The sequence below is a fragment of the Sharpea porci genome, from assembly GCF_009695655.1.
Taxonomy (GTDB): Bacteria; Bacillota_I; Bacilli_A; order Erysipelotrichales; family Coprobacillaceae; genus Sharpea; species Sharpea porci.
In genome coordinates this window covers 44,169-56,973 of record NZ_VUNM01000009.1, presented here as the reverse complement: position 1 = coordinate 56,973, position 12,805 = coordinate 44,169, and the positions used below count along the sequence as shown (strand labels likewise).

The window sequence follows — 12,805 nt, the reverse complement described above, 5'->3', positions numbered from 1 at the left end:
GAGAAACATATGAAGAATTTATTTTATCGATTAATTATCTATTTAGATACAGCTAGTGAAAAAGATACCAATTATAATATTGCGCTCTTTTTAGCCAATAACTTCTATCGTATTTCTTCCATGCGTATCAATGAACTTGCTGATGCATGCTTTGTCTCACCAGCGACAATATCACGCTTCTGTAAGAGTCTGGGCTATGAAAACTTTGCCCATCTCAAACAGGAATGCCATAGCTTTCATTCTAACGATAAAAAGTTTAATAACCTGATTAATGTCAGCTTGAATACAATGGCAAAAAATCCTCGTGAAGCAACGCATATCTATGTGGGTCAGATTATAGAGACACTTGAACAGATGGAAGAGACGTTAGATTGGCATGTTGTTGATCAAGTCTTAAAGCTTATTCATGATAGTCAGAATGTTATTTTCTTTGGGACACAGTTTTCTAATTCAGCAGCTGTGCATCTTCAAACAGATCTGCTGATGCTTGAAAAGTTTACTGTGGCATATATGGATAGTGAGCGTCAAAAAGAAAGAGCGAAGATTATGAACAAGGATGACGTTGCGGTGATCATCTCGGTGAATGGCAATTATATCTATACTGGTCATAAAACATTGAAATATTTGAAAAAGAGTGGATGTAAGATTGTATTAATTACTTGTTCTTCACGTGATTGTCTACAGATTCCTGTTGATTACTATATTAAGCTTTCAACACTCAAAGATGGCAAGAGTGGCAAGCATGCTTTATTGACCGCCATGGAGTTAATGAGTTTGCGTTATTATACTTTATATTATCCTTCTAGCCTGAATGAGTTGATGGGCCATATCTATTAAAAGGGGAAGAATTTATGAGAGAAATTCAAGCAAGTGAGATTACTCAAGTCATTGCACAAATGTGTAAGCGAGCCAATTATCAATTACCTGATGATATCAAAGATTGTCTTTTACAAGCCTATCAAAAGGAATCCTACCCAATCGCAAAAGAAACATTAGGTGTTCTTAAGGAAAATTTAGAGCTTGCCTCTCAAACAAAAAGACCAATCTGTCAAGATACAGGGATGGCTTGTATTTTTGTTGAAATAGGGCAGGATGTGCATGTGAATGGTCATTTGACGGATGCGATTCATGAAGGCGTACGGCAGGGCTATCAGGAAGGCTATTTGCGTAAGTCCATCGTTCGTGATCCAGTTTTAGAGCGTGTCAATACACAGGATAATACGCCAGCTAATATTCATTATGACATTGTGCCTGGTGATAAATTAAAGCTGACTGTGGCGCCTAAAGGCTTTGGTTCTGAGAATATGAGTCGTATTAAGATGATGAAGCCAAGTGATGGTATTGAAGGCGTTAAGCGTTTTATTCTTGAAACGGTTGAAGAAGCTGGTCCTAATCCTTGTCCACCTATTGTCATTGGAGTTGGCATTGGTGGCAGCTTTGACACAGTTGGTCTGTTAGCGAAAAAGGCGATGCTGGAAAATGCTAAAGCCCATCATCCTGATCCACGCTATGCAGCAATAGAAAAAGAAATGCTGGAGAAGGTTAATGCCCTTGGCATTGGACCTGCTGGCTTTGGTGGAGGGACAACCGCACTCGCATTGCATATTCAAACTGCGCCAACACATATTGCTGGAATGCCTGTGGCTGTTGCTATCTGTTGTCATGTCGCACGAAAGATGGAGGTGGAATTATGATCAGACTTACTACACCCCTGACTGAAGAAATGGTGCAATCGCTTAAAGCTGGCGATCAGGTCTTACTTTCAGGAGTGATCTATACTGGCCGTGATGCAGCTCATAAGCGTCTTGTTGAAGCACTTGATCACAATGAACCTTTGCCATTTGATCTTCAGGATGCAGTGATTTATTTTGTTGGACCGGCACCAGCCGCACCGGGTGAGATTATTGGGAGTTGTGGTCCAACAACAAGCTATCGTATGGATGCCTATTCCCCACGGCTTTTAGAAGTGGGCTTAAGAGGCATGATTGGTAAGGGAAAACGTAATCAAGAAGTCGTTGATGCAATCGTTGCTCATAAGGGAATTTATTTTGGGGCAATTGGTGGAGCAGGGGCCTTAATGGCTCATTGTATTAAGAAGGCCGAAGTGATTGCTTATGAAGATCTTGGTACTGAAGCCATTCGCCGTCTTGTTGTTGAAGATATGCCTCTTACTGTCATCATTGACACGCAAGGGCATGATTTATATCAGTTAGGAAGGGAGGCTTATTTACACTATGCGCGTAAAGACTGAAGTAAGAGACTATAATGAAATTGATATTCTCTATACCTTGATGACTTATATCAATGTCTCAAGTGTTGAAGATATGCATTATGTCATTGCTCATACTGTTTTGACTAATCTTGAACGTATTCCTTCAATCTCAATTAATGATCTTGCAGATCTTTGTTTTACATCGCCAGCAACAATCTCCCGTTTTTGTAAGGATATGAACTGTAAGAATTTCGCAAGCTTCAAGAAGGAACTTGCTATTGCATTAAAGATTGCCAGTGATGAGATTCATATTGATACCAATACGCTTCAGACAATTCAAGAAGATCCCCAGGAACTTATTCATAAAATCTATAAGGATACAAAGCTTTCTTTGATTGAAAGCCAGCAAAATGTGAAGATTGAAGATGTTGATCAGATTTGTCAGTATATTCATGATGCAAAGAATGTGCATATGATGGGCTATCAGTTCTCTAAGATTGTTTGTACTGATTTCCAGCTGAAGATGCTGAAGCTGAAGAAGTTTGTCTATGCTTTTGTGAATCGTGGGGGAGAAATTCAGAAGCTTGATATAATTAAGAAGGATGATCTGGTCATAATTGTGACTGTAGGAGCCCGTGAAGAACTGATGAATGCTCTTGTTAAGAAGATTAAAGAACGTGAAGCAAAGATTCTTATGTTGACGATGAATCATACATATAATAATCCAAGTGTTGATTATTATTACTATTTAGATGGTTATGAATCAAGCTATACCCAATCTTCCATCATGGGTTCTATTGATATGGTAAGTTTCTTGAATTGTATTTATGTACGTTATGGTTTACTCTATGATAATCATAAGTAAATATTGTCATGCTATTGGGGCAATGGTATAATGTTAATAAAGAATTTTTGATATAGAAATGGAGAAATGAAATGAAAAAATCTGATTTAGTTGCGAAAATTGCAGAAAAAGCAGACATCACAAAAACAGCTGCTGATGCGGCTCTTGTAGCACTTGCTGAAATCGTAGGTGAAGAGTTAAAGGCTGATGAAAAGGTTGCTCTTCCAGGACTTGGTACATTTGCGGTTAAAGAAAGAGCTGCAAGAACTGGTAGAAATCCACATACTGGTGAAACAATTGAAATTGCAGCTGCTAAAGTCCCATCATTCAAAGTCTCTAAGACTTTAAAAGATGCATTGAAATAATGATGTAAGAACAGTATGTGATGCTGTTCTTTTCTTATAGAGGGGGAATCATCATGATTGTTATCTTGTATCATAGTCGACATGGATCAACAGCTAAAATAGCAAGAGTCATTAATTCCTACTTGGAGGGGAAAGCTTATTTGATGGATCTTGAGGCAATTGAGTATGAAAAGCTAGATTGCGCTTCAACCATCGTTTTAGGTATGCCTATTTATAATGGTAAATTGGATGAAGATATGGTGAACTTCATTAAACATAATCAACCATTGCTTATTCCGCGCCATTATGCCATGTATATTGTCGGTTTACAGGCCAGTGAGTTTATGAGCTTTGTGAGTGCTGAGTTTGACTATCAGCTTTTAAAGGATGTTAAGGTTATTGCTGGGCTAGGGGGAGCTCTGTATTTTCCAAAACTTTCTTTAACGGAACGCTTAAGTCTGTCCGTCTTTAATAAACGCTATCCTATTATACCTAAGGCACATGATGATACAATATATGAGAATTTTAATAATGAAGAAATTGAAATTTTCGCAAAAAAAATAGCCCGTCTCGAAGAAGCTTCGAGATAGGGCCTTTTTTCTTACTTGATGATTTCGCCTTCCTTAGGTGCACCAGCAGCATTAGCTTCATCTGTATCAATATGCATAGCTAAAGCATATTTATCAGATACACGACATACCACGTCACCAAATGTTAATGAACGATCTGCTGTTTCTACCTTTACAGAAACAATCTGGCCATTTTCTACACCAAAGTGCTTTGCATCTTCAGTTGAGAAGTGGATATGACGCTTAGCGATGATTACACCTTTATCAATAGTGATTTCACCTTTAGGACCTCTAAGAACACAACCAGGTGTTCCATCAAGGTCACCAGATTCACGGACAGGTGCCTTGAAGCCAAGACCTCTTGCATCAGTTGCTGCTAATTCAACCTGGCTTTCTTTTCTAACAGGACCAAGCACACGCATTGTTGCTTCGCTTCTTGGACCAACAACTGTAACCTTTTCTTCAGCCGCATATTGACCTGGCTGAGAAAGATCTTTGAACTTTGTCAGTTCGTAGCCTTTACCAAATAATGCTTCTAGATCAGCTTGTGATAAATGAATATGTTTTGCTGAAGTTTCAACTAATATTTTTTCCATACATAACCTCCATAATTATTACAACTGTAGTGTACACCTCTTTTCATCATTTGAAAAGGTTTTCATTTTTTCACAAGCCTTAGGAAAGATAGCACAAGCAAAATACTGGAAACACCGGTAAACGTGGACATAATATAGCTTTACATCCCATAAAACAAAAAAAGAAAGCTATAGTCATGAAAAAAGTTAAAAAAACACTTGCAATGGGGATTTGATTTATGTATTATAAGCGTGTTGTGAAACGCAGGGATGTGCGAGGTTGCTGAAACGCTGATAGCCGTTGTCATGAACGGAAGAGCCTTCAGGGAATTCGTGCTGAGCGTTGTCTAACAAATAGACAAGGAGGAATAATCATGGCAAACAACAAAATCAGAATCAGATTAAAATCATTCGATCACAAGATTTTAGATGATTCAGCAGTAAAGATTGTAGAAGCAGCAAAGAAGAGTGGAGCACAGGTCGTTGGACCAGTACCTCTTCCAACTGAAAAGGAAATCTACACAATCTTAAGATCAGTTCATAAGGATAAAGATTCTCGTGAACAGTTCGAAATCCGTACTCACAAACGTCTTATCGACGTAGTGAACCCAACACCTGAAACTGTAGACGTATTAACTCGTTTAAGTTTACCATCAGGCGTTGATATTGAAATTAAGTTATAAGAAAGGTAAAAGGTGTAACTCATGAAAGGAATCTTAGGTCGTAAGATCGGTATGACTCAGGTTTTCACAACTGACGGTAAGTTAATCCCAGTTACTGTTGTAGAAGCAGCTCCTAACGTAGTTCTTCAGAAAAAGACAACTGAAACTGATGGTTACAATGCTATCCAGGTTGGGTTTGAAGACAAGAGAGAAAAATTAGCAAACAAACCAGAAATGGGACATGTTGCTAAAGCTAACACAGCTCCTAAGCGCTTCATCAGAGAATTTCGTTATGACGAAATGATGAGTTATGAAGTTGGCCAGGAGATCGCAGTAGACACTTTCACAGCAGGTGAAGTTGTAGATGTCACTGGTACAAGTAAAGGTAAAGGCTACGCTGGTACTATCAAGCGTTATGGTCATTCAAGAGGCCCTATGGGTCATGGTGCTGGTCCAGTTCATAGACATGCTGGTTCTATGGGTCCAATCGCGCCAAACAGAATTGCTCCAGGTAAGAAATTACCAGGACATATGGGTGCTGTAACAAGAACAGTTCAGAATTTGGAAATTGTTGCTGTTTACCCAGAAAAGAACGTATTATTAATCTCTGGTTCTGTTCCAGGACCAAAGAAGGGCTTAGTTGTTGTTAAGTCAGCAATCAAAGCTAATGGCAAAGTAAATGAAGCAGCAGATTTAGTTTCTTATGAAGCTAAAGAAGCTGAATAATGAAGCGGAAGGAGGAAAAACTAATGTTAAATGTTGCATTATTTAACCAAAATGGTGAAAAGATCAATGATCTTGAATTAAATGAAAATGTGTTCGGTATCGAACCAAATAACCAGGCAATCTTTGATATGGTCTTACTGCAGAGAGCTTCATTAAGACAGGGAACTCATCAGGTAAAGAATAGATCTGCTGTCCGTGGTGGTGGTAAGAAGCCTTACAGACAGAAAGGTACTGGTAGAGCTCGTCAGGGTTCAACAAGATCACCTCAGTTTGTTGGAGGTGGCGTTGTATTTGGCCCTACAACAAAGAGAAACTACAAGTTCAAATTAAATAAAAAAGTTGGTAAGTTAGCATTAAGATCTGCATTATCTCAGAAGGTTATTGATTCTGAATTAACTGCAATCGATAATATTGCTTTCGATGCACCAAAGACTAAGTCAATGGTTGCTGTATTAAAAGCTTTCAATGAACCAAGAAAGACATTATTAGTTGTTGATGAATTTGATCAGAACGTAGTACTTTCAGCTAACAATATTCCTAACTTAAAGGTTATTGAAGCTAAGGGTATTAATGTTTATGACATTCTTAACTGCACAAACTTAATGATGACTGAAAAAGCTATCAAGACTGTAGAGGAGGCTCTTGCATAATGGCACATATTACTGATGTTTTAAGAAGACCTGTTCTAACTGAAAAATCAATGAAGTTAATGCAGGAAGAAAATAAATATACTTTCTTCGTAGATACAAAATCAAACAAGACTGAAATCAAGCAGGCTGTTGAAGCTATGTTTGGTGTAAAAGTTACTTCAGTTAACACAATGAACGTTCATCCAAAGAAAAAGAGAGTTGGACGTTATGCTGGTAAGACTGCAGCTAAAAAGAAAGCTATTATTTCTTTAGCAGAAGGTCAGTCTATTAACTTATTTGGCGACGAAGCTGAATAAGACATTTCATTATCGGAGACTATCCGGAGAACAATAGGAGGAAAAGAAAATGGCTATTAAGACTTATAAGCCTACGACAAACGGTCGTCGTAACATGACAGCTCTTACTAAAGATGAGTTGACTGCTACAAAGCCTGAAAAGTCATTAACTGTTGCTTTCAAGAAAAAAGGTGGCCGTAATAACCAGGGCCAGATCACTACTAGACATCATGGTGGTGGACATAAGAGAAAGTACAGATTAATTGATTTTAAGAGAAATAAAGATAATGTACCTGGTAAGGTAGCAACTATCGAATACGATCCAAACAGATCAGCAAACATTGCTTTAATCCATTACTTAGATGGTGAAAAGAGATATATCTTAGCTCCTAAGGGATTAGAAGTTGGTCAGATGATCGTTTCTGGCGATACAACTGATATTAAGGTTGGTAACGCATTACAGATGGGTAATATGCCTGATGGTACTTTAATCCATAATATTGAAATGCATCCTGGCAAGGGTGGACAGTTAGTAAGATCAGCTGGTACAAGCGCTCAGATCTTAGGTAACGAAGGTCGTTATGTAACTGTTCGTTTATCTTCAGGTGAAGTTAGAAAATTCTTATCTGTATGTCGTGCAACAGTTGGTGTTGTTGGTAATGAAGACCATTCATTAGTTAACATCGGTAAAGCAGGACGTAACAGATGGAGAGGTATTAGACCTACTGTTCGTGGTTCTGTAATGAACCCTAACGATCACCCTCATGGTGGTGGTGAAGGTAAGACTTCAGTCGGCCGTAAAGCTCCACTTACTCCTTGGGGTAAGAAAGCTCTTGGTGTTAAGACTAGACCACACAAGAAACATTCTAACAAGATGATCGTTAGAAGAAGAAACGGTAAGTAAGGAGGATAGACAATGTCAAGAAGTTTGAAAAAAGGCCCTTTCGTCGATGAATACTTATTAAAGAAAGTTGACGCTTTAGACAAGGCTGGTAAAAAAGAAGTTATTAAGACTTGGTCAAGACGTTCTACTATTTTCCCAGCATTTATCGAACATACATTCGCTGTATACAATGGTAGAGAACATGTCCCTGTATATGTTACTGAAGACATGGTTGGTCATAAGTTAGGAGAATTCGCTCCTACAAGAACATTCAAAGGCCACACTGCTGGCGATGACAAGAAGGCCTAAGGAGGTAAAACATGGAAGCAAGAGCACAGGCTAGAAACATTCGTGTTGCCGCTCAGAAGGCTAGATTAGTCGCTGACTTAGTCAGAGGTAAAAGTGTTAATGAAGCACTTGGTATGCTTGACTATGTTAATAAGAAGGCAACACCTGCTATTCAGAAAACAATCAAATCTGCAGCCGCTAACGCAGTTGAAAACGAAGGCGCTGAACAGGATAAATTATACATTAAAGAGATCAGAGTTGACGAAGGTGTCACTTTAAAGAGATTCCGTGCGAGAGCAAAGGGTCAGGGTACTCAGATCTTAAAGAGAACTTGCCACATCACTGTTGTGGTTGAAGACAGATAATTAGGAGGAAGAAGCAAATGGGTCAGAAAGTAAGTCCAGTTGGATTACGTGTCGGCGTCAATCGTGATTGGAGTTCACGTTGGTATGCTGATAAGAAAGATTTTGCAACTTTACTTCATGAAGATATCAAGATTCGTAAGTTCTTAGAAGAAAAGTTAGCTAATGCTTATGTAGCTAAGATTGACATCGAAAGATCTAAGAAGAGAATCAACATTTTCGTACATACATCAAGACCTGGTGTAGTAATTGGAAGAAATGGCGAAGCCATTGATGCTTTAAGAAAAGAAGTTGTTAAGTTAGTAAATGACAAACAGGTTTATATCAATGTAGTTGAAATCAAGAATGCGGATACTAATGCAACATTAGTTGCTAAGAGAATCGCTGAACAGTTAGAAAACCGTGCCTCATTCAGAACAGTTCAGAAGAGAGCTATTCAATCAGCAATGAGAGCTGGTGCTAAAGGTATCAAGACTAAAGTATCTGGTCGTCTTGGTGGCGCAGATATCGCTCGTGCAGAAGGTTACTCAGAAGGTAACGTCCCTCTACACACATTAAGAGCAGACATCGACTACGCACAGGAAGAAGCTAATACTACTTATGGTAAGCTTGGTGTAAAAGTCTGGATCTGTAAGGGAGAAATTCTTCCTGGAAAGAATAAGGAGGCTGAATAAACCATGTTAATGCCTAAGAGAACTAAATATAGAAGACCTCATAGAATTAAATATGAAGGTAAAGCAAAGGGCGGTAAGTTCGTTGCATTTGGTGAATACGGTTTACAGGCACAGGAAGGTGCTTGGATCACTTCAAGACAAATTGAAGCAGCCCGTATCGCTATGAATAGATACATGAACCGTGAAGGTCAGGTATGGATTAGAATTTTCCCACACTTAGCTAAGACTAAGAAGCCATTGGAAGTCCGTATGGGTTCTGGTAAAGGTGCTCCTGAAGAATGGGTAGCAGTAGTTAAGCAGGGTCGTATCATGTTTGAAATCGGCGGCGTTTCAGAAGAAGTTGCCAGAGAAGCTTTAAGACTTGCATCTCATAAGTTACCTATCAAGTGCAAGATCGTTAAGAGAGGTGAGTAACTCATGAAAGTACAGGATTTAAGAGAATTAGAAACTGCAGAACTTAACAACAAAGTTGAAGAGTTCAAAAAAGAGTTATTTGGCTTAAGATTCCAGCAGGCAACTGGTCAGTTAGAAAATACTGCTAGAATTAAAGAAGTCAGAAAATCAATCGCAAAGATTAAGACAGTTATTAGAGAAAGAGAATTAAATAAATAGGAGAGATTATGGAAAGAAATAATCGTAAGGTTTATACTGGAACAGTTGTCTCTACTAAAATGGATAAGACTATAACTGTTCTTGTTGAAACTCATGTTAAACATAAATTATACGGTAAGCGTATGAAATCATCTAAGAAGTTCCATGCTCATGATGAAAATAACGAAGCTCGTGTTGGTGATGTTGTAACAATCATGGGTACAAGACCTTTATCTAAAACAAAACGTTTCCGTTTAGTAGAAGTTGTAAAGAAAGCAGACGTAATTGAGTAATTTCGAAAGGAGGCCAACTAAATGATCCAGAACGAAAGTAGAATGAAAGTTGCCGATAACTCAGGAGCTCGTGAAGTCTTAGTTATCAGAAACTTAGGTGGTTCAAATAGAAAAACAAGCAACATTGGTGATGTTGTTGTAGCTACAGTAAAACAGGCCATTCCTGGCGGTAGCGTTAAGAAGGGTGAAGTTGTTAAAGCTGTTATCGTAAGAACAAAATATGGTGTTAATAGACCTAATGGTTCATATATTAGATTCGATGACAATGCTTGTGTAATTATCAAGGATGATAATACACCAAAGGGAACACGTATCTTTGGCCCTGTTGCAAGAGAGTTAAGAGATCACGATTTCATGAAGATCGTATCATTAGCTCCTGAAGTATTATAGGAGGAAAAGAAACGATGAAATTACGCGTAGGTGATACAGTCATTGTTATAGCAGGTAGCGAAAAAGGCAAGACTGGTAAAATCTTAAAGATCAACCACAAAACAAACCGTATTATCGTTGAAGATGTCAATAAAGTTACAAAACATGTAAAGCCTTCACAGTCAGATCCTGATGGTGGCATTATTACTGTTGAAGCTGGTATTGACGTATCTAATCTTGCTTACTATGATTCAAAACTTAAGAGAGGCGTAAAGCTTGGTTATAGATTTGAAGATGGTAAGAAAGTACGTTTCAACAAAAAAACTGGTGAAACAATTAAGGAACAGAAGAGATAGGAGGCTAAATAATGAATAGATTACAGGAACGTTATAAGAACGAAATCAGTAAGAACTTAATGGAAAAGTTCGGCTATAAGTCAGTTATGCAGCTTCCTAAGATGGAAAAAATCGTTATCAACATCGGTGTTGGTGATGCAACTACAAACTCTAAGTACTTAGATGAAGCTGTAGAAGAATTAACAGCAATCGCTGGTCAGGCACCAGTTGTTACTAAAGCTAAGAAATCTATCGCAGGTTTCAAGATCCGTGAAGGTCAGCCAATTGGTTGTAAAGTAACTCTTCGCGGTGAAAAAATGTATGAATTCTTAGATAAATTAGTATCAATCTCTTTACCTCGAGTAAGAGACTTTAGAGGTGTACCTAAGAACTCATTCGACGGTAGAGGTAACTATACTTTAGGTATTAAAGAACAGTTAATCTTCCCTGAAATCGATTTCGATAAGGTTAACAAGACTAGAGGTATGGATATCGTATTAGTTACTACAGCTAAGACTGACGAAGAAGGTCGTGCTTTATTAACTGAACTTGGCATGCCTTTCGCTAAGTAAGGAGGACTAAATAATGGCAAAAAAATCAATGAAAATTAAGCAGATTCGTCCTCAGAAATATGAAGTTCGTGAATATACAAGATGCGAACGTTGTGGACGTCCACACTCAGTAATGAGAAAATTCAAGCTTTGCCGTATCTGCTTCAGAGAATTAGCTTATAAGGGTGAAATTCCTGGAGTAAAGAAAGCAAGCTGGTAGTCAATATATAAAGGAGGACATGTAGAATGGTTACAGATCCAATTGCAGATATGTTAACAAGAATTCGTAATGCGAATTCAGCACGTCATGATGAAGTGTCAATTCCTTATTCTAATTTAAAGAATCAGTTAGCTAACATTCTTCTTAATGAAGGTTTCGTAGCTGACGTTAAGGTAACTGGTGACACACCAGCAACAAAGAATATTGTTGTAACTTTAAAATATAAAGGAAATGAAAGAGTCATCTCAGGTTTAAAGAGAGTATCTAAGCCTGGTTTACGTCAGTATGCTAAGTGCAATGAAATTCCTAAGGTATTAAATGGTTTAGGTATCGTTGTTATGTCAACTTCAGAAGGTCTTATGACTGGTAAAGCTGCTAAGGCTAAAGGTCTTGGTGGAGAAGTATTAGCATACATCTGGTAATTAATAAAGAAGAAAACAGGAGGTCATACGATGTCTCGTATTGGTTTAAAGACAATCACTGTACCTGCAGATGTTGAAGTCACTATTGCTAGCGACAACACTGTTACTGTTAAAGGTCCTAAGGGAACTTTAGTAAGAGCTTTCTCTCCATTAATCACAATTAACCAGGAAGGTAACGAAATTAATTGTGTGAGAGCTAATGATCAGAAAACTACAAAACAGTTACATGGTACAACAAGAGCTTTATTAGCAAACATGATCGAAGGTGTTTCAAAGGGATTTGAAAAGAACCTTGAAATCGTCGGTATTGGTTACCGTGCTGCTATGAAAGGCAATACATTATCACTTCACATTGGTTATTCACATGAAGTTGATATTGAAATTGAAGATGGTGTTAAGGTAGAATGCCCAACTGCAACTACAATCAAAGTTTCTGGTATTTCTAAGGAACGTGTTGGCCAGGTTGCTGCTAACATCAGAGAAGTAAGAAAACCTGAACCATATAAGGGTAAAGGTATTAAATATGTTGATGAAGTTATCATCAGAAAAGAAGGTAAGACTGCTGGTAAGAAGTAGTCTCTGATAGGAGGAAAATCGAGTCATGGCAAACAAAGAATCTCGTAATGATGTACGTTTAAGACGTCACCTCAGAGTTCGTAAGAAGATTTCTGGTACACCAGAACGCCCTCGTCTTAATGTCTTCCGTTCTAATACTAACATTTATGCTCAGGTGATTGACGATGTTAATGGTGTTACATTAGCATCTGCTTCATCACTTGACATGAAGTTAGAAAATGGCGGAAACGTAGAGGCTGCTACAAAAGTCGGTGAAGAAGTAGCTAAGCGTGCTTTAGCTAAGAATATTGAAACAGTAGTATTTGATCGTGGTGGTTATATCTATCATGGTAGAGTCAAAGCTTTAGCAGAAGCTGCTAGAGAAGCTGGCTTGAAATTCTAACA

General features: G+C 38.1%; 25 protein-coding genes. 24 read left to right on the top strand and 1 reads right to left on the bottom strand.

All coding sequences use genetic code 11. The annotated features are described in order from the left end of the window. Nucleotides 1-9 precede the first annotated feature (9 nt). The 6 genes from FYJ79_RS05810 to FYJ79_RS05785 all read left to right on the top strand — a co-directional run bounded on the left by FYJ79_RS05810 (nucleotide 10) and on the right by FYJ79_RS05785 (nucleotide 3,990). Complete coding sequence (locus FYJ79_RS05810; protein WP_154515334.1) at nucleotides 10-837, top strand: MurR/RpiR family transcriptional regulator; 828 nt, start codon at nucleotides 10-12, stop codon at nucleotides 835-837. 14 nt (nucleotides 838-851) lie between these two features. Next, nucleotides 852-1,694, top strand: a complete 843-nt coding sequence (locus FYJ79_RS05805; protein ID WP_154515332.1) for a fumarate hydratase — start codon at nucleotides 852-854, stop codon at nucleotides 1,692-1,694. After that, nucleotides 1,691-2,251 (top strand): Fe-S-containing hydro-lyase, encoded by a 561-nt coding sequence (locus tag FYJ79_RS05800; protein WP_154515330.1) that lies wholly within the window; start codon nucleotides 1,691-1,693, stop codon nucleotides 2,249-2,251. The genes FYJ79_RS05805 and FYJ79_RS05800 overlap by 4 nt, the downstream gene beginning before the upstream one ends. Beyond that, complete coding sequence (locus FYJ79_RS05795) at nucleotides 2,235-3,077, top strand: MurR/RpiR family transcriptional regulator (RefSeq protein WP_154515328.1); 843 nt, start codon at nucleotides 2,235-2,237, stop codon at nucleotides 3,075-3,077. Before FYJ79_RS05800 ends, FYJ79_RS05795 begins: the two co-directional genes overlap by 17 nt. A 71-nt stretch (nucleotides 3,078-3,148) precedes the next feature. Further along, a complete protein-coding gene (locus FYJ79_RS05790; protein WP_154515326.1) occupies nucleotides 3,149-3,421 on the top strand; it encodes an HU family DNA-binding protein in 273 nt (90 codons plus the stop codon). A 53-nt stretch (nucleotides 3,422-3,474) separates the two neighbouring features. Next, the gene (locus tag FYJ79_RS05785; protein ID WP_154515324.1) at nucleotides 3,475-3,990 is read left to right on the top strand and encodes a flavodoxin domain-containing protein; all 516 of its coding nucleotides are present in this window, start codon (nucleotides 3,475-3,477) and stop codon (nucleotides 3,988-3,990) included. 11 nt (nucleotides 3,991-4,001) lie between these two features. Here FYJ79_RS05785 and FYJ79_RS05780 read toward each other — a convergent pair whose 3' ends face one another. Continuing rightward, nucleotides 4,002-4,565 (bottom strand): PduL/EutD family phosphate acyltransferase, encoded by a 564-nt coding sequence (locus FYJ79_RS05780; protein WP_154515322.1) that lies wholly within the window; start codon nucleotides 4,563-4,565, stop codon nucleotides 4,002-4,004. A 353-nt stretch (nucleotides 4,566-4,918) separates the two neighbouring features. Here FYJ79_RS05780 and rpsJ point away from each other — a divergent pair, with 353 nt between their 5' ends. Genes rpsJ through rplR form a run of 18 tightly spaced genes read left to right on the top strand, consistent with a single transcriptional unit; the run spans nucleotide 4,919 to nucleotide 12,803 of the window. Further along, nucleotides 4,919-5,227, top strand: a complete 309-nt coding sequence (gene rpsJ, locus FYJ79_RS05775) for a 30S ribosomal protein S10 (protein WP_154515320.1) — start codon at nucleotides 4,919-4,921, stop codon at nucleotides 5,225-5,227. A gap of 21 nt (nucleotides 5,228-5,248) precedes the next feature. Further along, nucleotides 5,249-5,932 carry a 50S ribosomal protein L3 gene (gene rplC, locus FYJ79_RS05770; RefSeq protein ID WP_154515318.1) on the top strand — a complete coding sequence of 228 codons (684 nt, stop codon included), beginning with the start codon at nucleotides 5,249-5,251 and terminating at the stop codon, nucleotides 5,930-5,932. Between the two features lie 23 nt (nucleotides 5,933-5,955). Next, nucleotides 5,956-6,582 (top strand): 50S ribosomal protein L4, encoded by a 627-nt coding sequence (gene rplD, locus FYJ79_RS05765; protein ID WP_154515316.1) that lies wholly within the window; start codon nucleotides 5,956-5,958, stop codon nucleotides 6,580-6,582. Further along, nucleotides 6,582-6,878, top strand: a complete 297-nt coding sequence (rplW, locus tag FYJ79_RS05760) for a 50S ribosomal protein L23 (RefSeq protein WP_033163051.1) — start codon at nucleotides 6,582-6,584, stop codon at nucleotides 6,876-6,878. The genes rplD and rplW overlap by 1 nt, the downstream gene beginning before the upstream one ends. 49 nt (nucleotides 6,879-6,927) lie before the next feature. Further along, complete coding sequence (rplB, locus tag FYJ79_RS05755; protein WP_154515314.1) at nucleotides 6,928-7,761, top strand: 50S ribosomal protein L2; 834 nt, start codon at nucleotides 6,928-6,930, stop codon at nucleotides 7,759-7,761. Nucleotides 7,762-7,773: 12 nt separating this feature from the next. Further along, a complete protein-coding gene (rpsS, locus tag FYJ79_RS05750) occupies nucleotides 7,774-8,049 on the top strand; it encodes a 30S ribosomal protein S19 (RefSeq protein ID WP_033163049.1) in 276 nt (91 codons plus the stop codon). Between the two features lie 11 nt (nucleotides 8,050-8,060). Next, a complete protein-coding gene (gene rplV / locus FYJ79_RS05745) occupies nucleotides 8,061-8,393 on the top strand; it encodes a 50S ribosomal protein L22 (protein WP_154515312.1) in 333 nt (110 codons plus the stop codon). A gap of 17 nt (nucleotides 8,394-8,410) precedes the next feature. Next, nucleotides 8,411-9,064, top strand: a complete 654-nt coding sequence (gene rpsC, locus FYJ79_RS05740) for a 30S ribosomal protein S3 (RefSeq protein WP_033163047.1) — start codon at nucleotides 8,411-8,413, stop codon at nucleotides 9,062-9,064. Nucleotides 9,065-9,067: 3 nt separating this feature from the next. Continuing rightward, nucleotides 9,068-9,478: a 50S ribosomal protein L16 gene (rplP, locus tag FYJ79_RS05735; protein ID WP_033163046.1), complete on the top strand. Its 411-nt coding sequence runs from the start codon at nucleotides 9,068-9,070 to the stop codon at nucleotides 9,476-9,478. Nucleotides 9,479-9,481: 3 nt separating this feature from the next. Further along, nucleotides 9,482-9,676: a 50S ribosomal protein L29 gene (gene rpmC / locus FYJ79_RS05730; RefSeq protein WP_033163045.1), complete on the top strand. Its 195-nt coding sequence runs from the start codon at nucleotides 9,482-9,484 to the stop codon at nucleotides 9,674-9,676. A gap of 8 nt (nucleotides 9,677-9,684) precedes the next feature. Continuing rightward, nucleotides 9,685-9,948 carry a 30S ribosomal protein S17 gene (gene rpsQ / locus FYJ79_RS05725; RefSeq protein WP_033163044.1) on the top strand — a complete coding sequence of 88 codons (264 nt, stop codon included), beginning with the start codon at nucleotides 9,685-9,687 and terminating at the stop codon, nucleotides 9,946-9,948. Between the two features lie 21 nt (nucleotides 9,949-9,969). After that, on the top strand, nucleotides 9,970-10,338 hold the full coding sequence (rplN, locus tag FYJ79_RS05720; RefSeq protein ID WP_033163043.1) for a 50S ribosomal protein L14: 369 nt from the start codon (nucleotides 9,970-9,972) through the stop codon (nucleotides 10,336-10,338). Between the two features lie 14 nt (nucleotides 10,339-10,352). Continuing rightward, entirely contained in the window at nucleotides 10,353-10,673 is a 321-nt protein-coding gene (gene rplX, locus FYJ79_RS05715) for a 50S ribosomal protein L24 (protein ID WP_154515310.1), read from the top strand. An 11-nt stretch (nucleotides 10,674-10,684) separates the two neighbouring features. After that, nucleotides 10,685-11,224, top strand: coding sequence for a 50S ribosomal protein L5 (gene rplE, locus FYJ79_RS05710; protein WP_074731370.1), 540 nt, complete (start codon nucleotides 10,685-10,687; stop codon nucleotides 11,222-11,224). A 13-nt stretch (nucleotides 11,225-11,237) separates the two neighbouring features. Further along, nucleotides 11,238-11,423, top strand: a complete 186-nt coding sequence (locus FYJ79_RS05705) for a type Z 30S ribosomal protein S14 (protein ID WP_033163040.1) — start codon at nucleotides 11,238-11,240, stop codon at nucleotides 11,421-11,423. A 26-nt stretch (nucleotides 11,424-11,449) separates the two neighbouring features. Then, the gene (gene rpsH, locus FYJ79_RS05700; RefSeq protein WP_033163039.1) at nucleotides 11,450-11,845 is read left to right on the top strand and encodes a 30S ribosomal protein S8; all 396 of its coding nucleotides are present in this window, start codon (nucleotides 11,450-11,452) and stop codon (nucleotides 11,843-11,845) included. A 30-nt stretch (nucleotides 11,846-11,875) separates the two neighbouring features. Next, entirely contained in the window at nucleotides 11,876-12,421 is a 546-nt protein-coding gene (gene rplF / locus FYJ79_RS05695; protein ID WP_154515308.1) for a 50S ribosomal protein L6, read from the top strand. A 25-nt stretch (nucleotides 12,422-12,446) separates the two neighbouring features. Beyond that, the gene (gene rplR, locus FYJ79_RS05690) at nucleotides 12,447-12,803 is read left to right on the top strand and encodes a 50S ribosomal protein L18 (RefSeq protein ID WP_033163037.1); all 357 of its coding nucleotides are present in this window, start codon (nucleotides 12,447-12,449) and stop codon (nucleotides 12,801-12,803) included. Nucleotides 12,804-12,805 lie beyond the last annotated feature (2 nt).

Coding starts and splice junctions, on each gene's coding strand:
- rplN (WP_033163043.1), top strand. CDS start 9,970: ATGATCCAGAACGAAAGTAGAATGAAAGTTGCCGATAACTCAGGAGCT.
- rpsS (WP_033163049.1), top strand. CDS start 7,774: ATGTCAAGAAGTTTGAAAAAAGGCCCTTTCGTCGATGAATACTTATTA.
- FYJ79_RS05795 (WP_154515328.1), top strand. CDS start 2,235: ATGCGCGTAAAGACTGAAGTAAGAGACTATAATGAAATTGATATTCTC.
- rplP (WP_033163046.1), top strand. CDS start 9,068: ATGTTAATGCCTAAGAGAACTAAATATAGAAGACCTCATAGAATTAAA.
- rpsQ (WP_033163044.1), top strand. CDS start 9,685: ATGGAAAGAAATAATCGTAAGGTTTATACTGGAACAGTTGTCTCTACT.
- rplF (WP_154515308.1), top strand. CDS start 11,876: ATGTCTCGTATTGGTTTAAAGACAATCACTGTACCTGCAGATGTTGAA.
- rplE (WP_074731370.1), top strand. CDS start 10,685: ATGAATAGATTACAGGAACGTTATAAGAACGAAATCAGTAAGAACTTA.
- FYJ79_RS05780 (WP_154515322.1), bottom strand. CDS start 4,565: ATGGAAAAAATATTAGTTGAAACTTCAGCAAAACATATTCATTTATCA.
- rplX (WP_154515310.1), top strand. CDS start 10,353: ATGAAATTACGCGTAGGTGATACAGTCATTGTTATAGCAGGTAGCGAA.
- rpmC (WP_033163045.1), top strand. CDS start 9,482: ATGAAAGTACAGGATTTAAGAGAATTAGAAACTGCAGAACTTAACAAC.
- rpsC (WP_033163047.1), top strand. CDS start 8,411: ATGGGTCAGAAAGTAAGTCCAGTTGGATTACGTGTCGGCGTCAATCGT.
- rplR (WP_033163037.1), top strand. CDS start 12,447: ATGGCAAACAAAGAATCTCGTAATGATGTACGTTTAAGACGTCACCTC.
- rplW (WP_033163051.1), top strand. CDS start 6,582: ATGGCACATATTACTGATGTTTTAAGAAGACCTGTTCTAACTGAAAAA.
- FYJ79_RS05810 (WP_154515334.1), top strand. CDS start 10: ATGAAGAATTTATTTTATCGATTAATTATCTATTTAGATACAGCTAGT.
- rplD (WP_154515316.1), top strand. CDS start 5,956: ATGTTAAATGTTGCATTATTTAACCAAAATGGTGAAAAGATCAATGAT.
- FYJ79_RS05805 (WP_154515332.1), top strand. CDS start 852: ATGAGAGAAATTCAAGCAAGTGAGATTACTCAAGTCATTGCACAAATG.
- FYJ79_RS05705 (WP_033163040.1), top strand. CDS start 11,238: ATGGCAAAAAAATCAATGAAAATTAAGCAGATTCGTCCTCAGAAATAT.
- rpsJ (WP_154515320.1), top strand. CDS start 4,919: ATGGCAAACAACAAAATCAGAATCAGATTAAAATCATTCGATCACAAG.
- rpsH (WP_033163039.1), top strand. CDS start 11,450: ATGGTTACAGATCCAATTGCAGATATGTTAACAAGAATTCGTAATGCG.
- FYJ79_RS05790 (WP_154515326.1), top strand. CDS start 3,149: ATGAAAAAATCTGATTTAGTTGCGAAAATTGCAGAAAAAGCAGACATC.
- FYJ79_RS05800 (WP_154515330.1), top strand. CDS start 1,691: ATGATCAGACTTACTACACCCCTGACTGAAGAAATGGTGCAATCGCTT.
- rplB (WP_154515314.1), top strand. CDS start 6,928: ATGGCTATTAAGACTTATAAGCCTACGACAAACGGTCGTCGTAACATG.
- rplC (WP_154515318.1), top strand. CDS start 5,249: ATGAAAGGAATCTTAGGTCGTAAGATCGGTATGACTCAGGTTTTCACA.
- FYJ79_RS05785 (WP_154515324.1), top strand. CDS start 3,475: ATGATTGTTATCTTGTATCATAGTCGACATGGATCAACAGCTAAAATA.
- rplV (WP_154515312.1), top strand. CDS start 8,061: ATGGAAGCAAGAGCACAGGCTAGAAACATTCGTGTTGCCGCTCAGAAG.